1 pseudogene is annotated in these 908 nt (G+C 68.7%); it reads right to left on the reverse strand.

From position 1 onward, the window contains the following. A pseudogene (locus tag A5636_RS26385) lies at positions 1–908 on the reverse strand (hypothetical protein); the annotation flags it as partial.

Here is a 908-nt window from a genome sequence, read left to right on the forward strand (position 1 = left end):
AAGTCAGGCAGCACCAGCCCGGGGAAGCCCGGAATGTTGATGCCCGGCAAGCCGAAGTTCAGCGGCGGGAACTGGAAGCCCGGGAAGCCCGGCAGCGGCGGCAACTCCAGGTTGCCGGCCAGGTTCACCAGCGTGTTCAGGCCACCACTCAGCGCGGCACCGAAGTCAGGCAACACCAAGCCCGGGAAGCCGGGGATGTTGATGCCCGGCAGCCCGAAGTTCAGCGGCGGGAACTGGAAACCGGGGAACCCAGGCAGCGGGGGCAGTTCCAGGTTGGCCCCGAGGTTGATCAGGGTGTTGAGGCCGCCGGTGAGGGCTGCGCCGAAGTCAGGCAGCACCAGCCCGGGGAAGCCGGGGATGTTGATGCCCGGCAGGCCGAAGTTCAGCGGCGGGAACTGGAAGCCCGGGAAGCCCGGCAGCGGCGGCAACTCCAGGTTGGCCCCGAGGTTGATCAGCGTGTTCAGCCCACCAGTCAGGGCGGCGCCGAAGTCAGGCAGCACCAGCCCGGGGAAGCCCGGAATGTTGATGCCCGGCAAGCCGAAGTTCAGCGGCGGGAACTGGAAGCCCGGGAAGCCCGGCAGCGGCGGCAACTCCAGGTTGCCGGCCAGGTTCACCAGCGTGTTCAGGCCACCACTCAGCGCGGCACCGAAGTCAGGCAACACCAAGCCCGGGAAGCCGGGGATGTTGATGCCCGGCAGCCCGAAGTTCAGCGGCGGGAACTGGAAACCGGGGAACCCAGGCAGCGGGGGCAGTTCCAGGTTGGCCCCGAGGTTGATCAGGGTGTTGAGGCCGCCGGTGAGGGCTGCGCCGAAGTCAGGCAGCACCAGCCCGGGGAAGCCGGGGATGTTGATGCCCGGCAGGCCGAAGTTCAGCGGCGGGAACTGGAAGCCCGGGAACCCCGGCAGCGG

The sequence above is a fragment of the Mycobacterium asiaticum genome (assembly GCF_001673315.1).
Classification (GTDB): Bacteria; Actinomycetota; Actinomycetes; order Mycobacteriales; family Mycobacteriaceae; genus Mycobacterium; species Mycobacterium asiaticum_B.